The organism is Massilia psychrophila (assembly GCF_002760665.1).
Taxonomy (GTDB): domain Bacteria; phylum Pseudomonadota; class Gammaproteobacteria; order Burkholderiales; family Burkholderiaceae_D; genus JAFCUW01.
In genome coordinates, this window is the sequence record NZ_PDOB01000004.1 from 165721 (window position 1) to 172186 (window position 6466).

General features: G+C 59.8%; 6 protein-coding genes and 2 tRNA genes. 7 read left to right on the forward strand and 1 reads right to left on the reverse strand.

Features of this window, described 5'->3' with window-relative positions; all coding sequences use genetic code 11:
- Positions 1-37: 37 nt before the first annotated feature.
- A complete protein-coding gene (locus CR103_RS04840; protein ID WP_099914871.1) occupies positions 38-511 on the reverse strand; it encodes a YhbY family RNA-binding protein in 474 nt (157 codons plus the stop codon).
- Positions 512-551: 40 nt separating this feature from the next.
- Between CR103_RS04840 and CR103_RS04845 the strand changes: the two genes are divergently transcribed.
- From CR103_RS04845 to CR103_RS23820, 7 genes are all read left to right on the forward strand, one after another.
- Positions 552-1238, forward strand: coding sequence for an RlmE family RNA methyltransferase (locus tag CR103_RS04845; protein ID WP_099914872.1), 687 nt, complete (start codon positions 552-554; stop codon positions 1236-1238).
- 192 nt (positions 1239-1430) lie between these two features.
- Positions 1431-3320 carry an ATP-dependent zinc metalloprotease FtsH gene (gene ftsH / locus CR103_RS04850; protein WP_099914873.1) on the forward strand — a complete coding sequence of 630 codons (1890 nt, stop codon included), beginning with the start codon at positions 1431-1433 and terminating at the stop codon, positions 3318-3320.
- Positions 3321-3416: 96 nt separating this feature from the next.
- Positions 3417-4253, forward strand: a complete 837-nt coding sequence (gene folP, locus CR103_RS04855; protein ID WP_099914874.1) for a dihydropteroate synthase — start codon at positions 3417-3419, stop codon at positions 4251-4253.
- A gap of 23 nt (positions 4254-4276) precedes the next feature.
- Entirely contained in the window at positions 4277-5614 is a 1338-nt protein-coding gene (gene glmM, locus CR103_RS04860) for a phosphoglucosamine mutase (RefSeq protein ID WP_099914875.1), read from the forward strand.
- Between the two features lie 56 nt (positions 5615-5670).
- A tRNA-Pro gene (locus CR103_RS04865) sits at positions 5671-5747 on the forward strand.
- Between the two features lie 83 nt (positions 5748-5830).
- Positions 5831-5907: transfer RNA gene (locus CR103_RS04870), tRNA-Arg, on the forward strand.
- 398 nt (positions 5908-6305) lie between these two features.
- Positions 6306-6466 (forward strand): DUF6444 domain-containing protein (locus CR103_RS23820; RefSeq protein WP_267873970.1); only part of this gene is annotated, 161 nt, incomplete at its 3' end.

Genomic DNA, 6466 nt, shown 5'->3' on the forward strand with positions numbered 1-6466 from the left:
TCGTCCCCGCGAAAGCGGGGACGACGTGCCACGTAACTTACTTGCTACCCAAAGCGCCTTTCTTCGGGCTCGACTGACGCGGCTTGGCGCGCTTGATGGTGCCGCCTTCGGTCACGCGTTCATTGCCCTTGATCATGACCTTGGTGACGCTCGGGCGCTTGGTGCCGGAGGCGCTGGCCTTGACGATGGTAACTTCGCGCATGCCCTTGCCGGACTTGCTGCTGCGTTCCTTGATCACGTCGACTTTCGGGCGGTAGACGACCAGCAGCTTGCCGATCTGTTGCACCGGGTGGGCTTTCAGTTCTTCGCAGATCTGTGCGTACATGGCGACGCGGGCATCGCGGTCGTCGCCGGCCACGCGCACCTTGATCAGGCCATGCGAGTCCAGGCTGGCGGAAATTTCCTTCATCACCGACACGGTCAGCCCCGCTTCGCCGATAATGACGACCGGCTTGAGCGCATGGGCTTCAGCGCGCAGTGCGCTGCGCTCGACGGGTGTAAGTTTTTGCATAATATTTTAGATAATCCTTTAAAAGCAGTATTCTACGCGAATGGCAAAGAACAAATTAAACAAAAACTGGTTGCACGACCACATCAACGACCCCTACGTCAAACTGGCGCAGAAAGAGGGTTATCGTGCACGCGCGGCCTATAAGCTCAAGGAAATCGACGAAAGCGAAAAGCTGATCAAGCAAGGCCAGGTTGTTGTCGACCTCGGCAGTACGCCTGGCAGCTGGAGTCAGTACGTGCGCAAGAAAATGTCGGGCAAGGAGGGCGGCGGCATCACCGGCACCATCATCGGCCTCGACATGCTGCCGATGGACCCGGTGGCCGACGTTCATTTCATCCTCGGCGACTTCCGCGAGGCCAAGGCGCTGCGCCAGCTCGACGTCATCCTCGAGGGGCGCAAGGCCGATGTAGTGTTGTCGGACATGGCGCCAAACCTGTCGGGTATCCCGACGGCGGACTCCGCGCGCATGGAGCATCTGATCGATTTGGCAATCGAGTTCTCTCAACTTCACATGAAGCCGAGTGGTGCGCTATTGGTTAAATGCTTCAAAGACATGGGATTTAGCCAGGTGGTCGAGAAGTTTCGGGCCGAATTCAAGACCGTCAAACAGGTCAAGCCGAAGGCCAGTCGCGACAAATCGTCCGAGATATTCCTGCTCGGGCGGGGTTTGAAGAACCCGGGCGTGCGAAATGCTGTCGAAGAAGATGAAACGTCTCTTGATATTTGACCCAATCAGCCGCACATCGACAGGGTATGGGACTTTGTCCCGGCAAAATTTGACGGCGAAATCGGCCGCGCAAGATGAATTACAGTGGTTTTTTGGCAAGCCGGCAGGTTGTACTTAGCAAGGCCTGCTTAATGCGAGTAAAATCGGTGTCCTATATTCGGTAAAAGATGCGCCAGCATCGGAGGAGTTTTCGTGAATAATATGTTTTCCAAATCCGCCATCTGGGTGGTCGTCGCACTGTTGTTGTTCATGCTGTTCAAACAGTTCGACAACCATAGCGTCGCTGCGGGTGCCAAGACCATTACCTATTCCGAGCTGCTCGACGACGTCAAGTCGAATCGCATCAAGGACGTCGTCATCGAAGGCATCAATATCACTGCCGTACGCACCGACGACACCAAGGTGCGCTCCACCGCGACCGCGCTCGACAAAGGCCTGGTCAGCGACCTGGTCAACAACGGCGTGCGCTTCGACATCAAGCCGCCTGAAGAGCCATCGTTCCTGCAACAAGTGTTCATTTCGTGGTTCCCGATGTTGCTGCTGATCGGCGTATGGGTCTTCTTCATGCGCCAGATGCAAGGCGGCGGCAAGGGCGGCGCTTTCTCCTTCGGCAAATCGAAGGCGCGCATGATGGATGAATCCAGCAACACCGTCACTTTCGCCGACGTCGCCGGTTGCGACGAAGCGAAGGAAGAAGTCAACGAGGTCGTCGACTTCCTCAAGGACCCGACCAAGTTCCAGAAGCTGGGCGGACGCATTCCGCGCGGCGTGCTGATGGTCGGCCCTCCGGGTACCGGTAAAACGCTGTTGGCGCGCGCCATCGCCGGCGAAGCCAAAGTGCCGTTCTTCTCGATTTCCGGTTCCGATTTCGTCGAAATGTTCGTCGGCGTCGGCGCCAGCCGGGTGCGCGACATGTTCGAGAACGCCAAAAAGCATTCGCCATGTATCATCTTCATCGATGAGATCGACGCGGTCGGCCGTCATCGCGGCGCCGGCATGGGCGGCGGCAACGACGAGCGCGAACAGACGTTGAACCAGCTGCTGGTTGAAATGGATGGTTTTGAAGCCAACTCCGGCGTCATCGTTGTCGCCGCCACCAACCGCGCCGACGTGCTCGACAAAGCACTTTTGCGTCCGGGCCGTTTCGACCGCCAGGTCACGGTCGGCTTGCCGGACATCCGTGGCCGCGAGCAGATCCTCAACGTCCACATGCGCAAAGTGCCGATCGGCACCGACGTCAAGGCCGACATCCTGGCCCGCGGCACCCCGGGCTTTTCCGGCGCGGACTTGGCCAACCTGGTCAACGAAGCGGCCCTGTTCGCCGCCCGTCGCAGCAAGCGCCTGGTCGAGATGATCGATTTCGAAGACGCCAAGGACAAGATCTACATGGGTCCTGAGCGCAAGTCGATGATCATCCGCGAGGAAGAGCGCCGCAACACGGCGTACCACGAGTCCGGCCACGCCGTGATCGCCAAGCTGTTGCCGAAGGCTGATCCGGTTCACAAGGTCACCATCATGCCGCGCGGCTATGCGCTCGGCCTGACGTGGCAGTTGCCGGAACACGACGCCTTGTCCGGTTACAAGGACAAGATGCTGGAAGAAATCTCGATCCTGTTTGGCGGCCGTATTGCCGAAGAAATCTTCGTCGGCCAGATGTCGACCGGCGCGTCGAATGACTTCTCGCGGGCCACCAAGCTGGCGCGCTCGATGGTGACGCGTTTCGGCATGTCCGACAGCATGGGCGTGATGGTCTACGAAGACAGCGAAAATGACGGTTTCTTCGGCGGCGCTACCAAGACGATTTCCGAGGCGACCCAGCAAAAAGTCGATGCTGAAATCCGCAACATCCTCGACACCCAGTACGCGCTGTCGCGCCGCCTGCTTGAAGAAAACCGCGACAAGGTCGAAGCCATGACCCGCGCGCTGCTCGACTGGGAAACCATCGACGCCGAGCAGATCAACGACATTATGGCTGGCCACGAGCCGCGCAATCCGGCTTCAGGCAACGTGAAGCGTGTCCCGCCGTCTTCTGGCGACGGCGGCTCGGGCGGCATTTCGCCGAACGCGACGGCGCCTGCTTGATCGTTCGCTTCACTTGTAACATCCCTAAAAGGCATCCTGCAGGATGCCTTTTTTTCGTTCCTGCCCCTGTTCCTGCCCTCTAAGCGTTATCTGATCATGCAACCATTCCTGCAATGCGGCCGCTTCGGCTTTGAGCTCAAGGCCATGCCGCTGGTGATGGGCATCCTCAACGTCACCCCCGATTCGTTTTCCGATGGCGGGCGCTACCAAGCGCTCGAGTTTGCCATATCGAAGGCGGAAGAAATGGCCTTCGAAGGCGCCGACCTGATCGACATCGGCGGCGAAACCACGCGTCCGGGCGCGGCGCCCCTGCCTCTCGACGAAGAGCTGCGCCGGGTGATGCCGGCGCTCTACGCGCTACGCGGGCTCGGCAAGCCGCTCTCGGTCGACACCTACAAGACCGAAGTCATGCGCGAGGCCATCATCGCCGGCGCCGACATGATCAACGACGTCAACGGCTTTCGCGCGCCCGGCGCCATCGAAGCAGTCGCCGCCAGCGATTGCGCCTTGTGCGTGATGCACATGCAGAGCACGCCGGCGACGATGCAGCAAAGTCCGGTCTACACTGACGTCGTGGCCGAAGTGATCGCCTTTTTGCGCGGCCGGATCGACGCCATGCTGGCTGCCGGCATCGCCCGCAACCGCATCTGCGTCGACCCCGGCTTCGGCTTTGGCAAAACGACCGAACACAACTACGCCCTGCTGCGCGCGACAAGCCGCATCGAAAGCGAACTCGGCCTGCCGGTGCTGGCCGGACTGTCGCGCAAGTCGATGATCGGCGCGGTCACCGGCCGCCCGGTCGGGCAGCGCCTGGCCGGCAGCCTGGCCGGGGCATTAGCGGCCGTCGCGCATGGGGCCAAAATTGTACGAGTGCATGATGTTGCAGAAACAGTAGATGCGCTGAAAGTATGGCAAGCTGCACACCTTGGTTAAATTTAACGAACGACGAGACAAATATGGCACGTAAATATTTCGGTACCGACGGCATCCGCGGCCTGGTGGGCGTTGCGCCCATCACCCCGGACTTTGTAATGCGCCTGGGATACGCCGCCGGCAAGGTACTGGCGAAATCAACCGGCGCCAGCGGCCGTCCTACCGTGCTAATCGGCAAGGACACCCGCATTTCCGGCTACATGCTCGAAGCGGCGCTGGAAGCGGGCTTTTCGGCCGCCGGCGTCGACGTGATGCTGGCCGGCCCGATGCCGACGCCGGCCATCGCCTACCTGACGCGGGCATTACGGCTGTCGGCTGGCGTGGTGATTTCAGCTTCGCACAACCCGTTCCAGGACAATGGCATCAAGTTCTTCTCCGAATTCGGCACCAAGCTGCCGGACACGGTCGAGCATGAAATTGAAGCGGCGCTCGATTTTCCAATGGAATGCGTGGCCGCCGAGAAACTCGGCCGCGCCAAGCGCCTGTTTGACGCCCAGGGCCGCTACATCGAGTTTTGCAAGGGCACCTTCCCGAACGAGCTCGACCTGAAAGGCTTAAAAATCGTGGTCGACTGCGCCCACGGCGCCGCCTACCAGATCGCCCCGCCCGTGTTCCACGAACTCGGCGCCGAAGTGATCGCCATCGGCGCCTCGCCGGACGGCTTCAACATCAACGCCGGCTTCGGCGCCACCGCACCGAAGGCGCTGGCCGCCGCGGTACTCGAGCACAAGGCCGACCTCGGCATTGCCCTCGACGGCGACGCCGACCGCCTGATCATGTGCGACGCCAACGGCCGCCTGTACAACGGCGACGAGCTGCTGTACGTAATGGTGCGCGACCGCATGGCGACCGGCCCGGTGGCGGGCGCCGTCGGCACCCTGATGACGAACATGGCGCTGGAAGTTAAATTCAAGGAACTCGGCGTCGGCTTCGCCCGCGCCAAGGTAGGCGACCGCTACGTCCTCGAAGTCATGCAGGAGCGCGGCTGGCTGTTCGGCGGCGAAGGCTCCGGCCACCTGCTCGCGCTCGACAAGCATACCACCGGCGACGGCATCGTCTCGGCCTTGCAGGTGCTGTCGGCCCTCAAGCGCGACGGCAAGTCGCTGGCCGAATGCTGCGGCGAACTGACGCTGTACCCGCAGACGCTGATCAACCTGAAAGTGGCGGCCGGCTTCGACTGGACCAAGAACGCGCACATGGTGGCCGAAAAAGACTTGGTCGAGCGCGAACTGGGCGACACGGGGAGAGTGCTGATCCGCGCCTCCGGCACCGAGCCGCTCATCCGCGTGATGGTTGAAGCGAAAACTGCCGCCCTGGCCGAGAGCATGGCACGCCGTATCGCCGACAAGGTCGCCGCCTAGCTAAATTGAAGGCGCCGCATTGACGGCAAGGGCAGGGCGCGGTATGATGTCGTCTTCGGAGTGTGGCGCAGCCCGGTAGCGCACCTGGTTTGGGACCAGGGGGTCCAAGGTTCGAATCCTTGTACTCCGACCAAGTTTTACGAGGCGGGCTGTCATTTCGGTGACGGCCCGTTTTCTATTGCGTGCGATCTTTTTTCGGTTGCACCGCTTCATATACTGCCCATAGCTCAGTTGGATAGAGCATCAGCCTTCTAAGCTGAGGGTCACAGGTTCGATCCCTGTTGGGCAGACCAATAAAATCAATGACTTACGATATTTTATCAATTGAACCAAGGCGTTTTTTGCCCGATCCGTCTTCATGTAGAGCGTATGTAGGATTTTTATTGTGCGGCTGGGGTTGGTTGCGTCGATACAGCAGGGATGGTATCGCTGGGTGTTAAGCGCCGGCTCCGCGTTGTTGACCAGCGCGGCCGGCACTAATTTGCAGTAACTCAGACTTTTGCTGATAGAACGCCCGAAACGACAGGCAGCTTTCTCGCCGCTGCGGACTTAGCAACCTAAGCTAGTTATCTATTCCGATTCGAGACACTCCGTGACAGATTGAGAATGTCATTTTTTCGTGACTGTTCAGCGTGAGGCGTACAGTGCGAAAAAGGTTGTAAACAATTAGATGCGGTTCATCATGCTGGTCATGAAGAAAAAGCCGTCTCCGCCCGATTTGACCGACCTCACCCGTGGTGAGCTTGAAGTCATTATCGTGACGTTGTGGGACCGCCTGGTGGCACTGGAAACGAAGGTCGACAAGAATTCGAGCAATTCCAGCAAGCCACCTTCTTCCGACGGACTCGTCAA

What these genes read in the sequence shown, in the direction of transcription:
- folP (WP_099914874.1), top strand. Translation starts at nt 3,417, where the DNA reads ATGCAACCATTCCTGCAATGCGGCCGCTTCGGCTTTGAGCTCAAGGCC.
- CR103_RS04845 (WP_099914872.1), top strand. Translation starts at nt 552, where the DNA reads ATGGCAAAGAACAAATTAAACAAAAACTGGTTGCACGACCACATCAAC.
- CR103_RS04840 (WP_099914871.1), bottom strand. Translation starts at nt 511, where the DNA reads ATGCAAAAACTTACACCCGTCGAGCGCAGCGCACTGCGCGCTGAAGCC.
- glmM (WP_099914875.1), top strand. Translation starts at nt 4,277, where the DNA reads ATGGCACGTAAATATTTCGGTACCGACGGCATCCGCGGCCTGGTGGGC.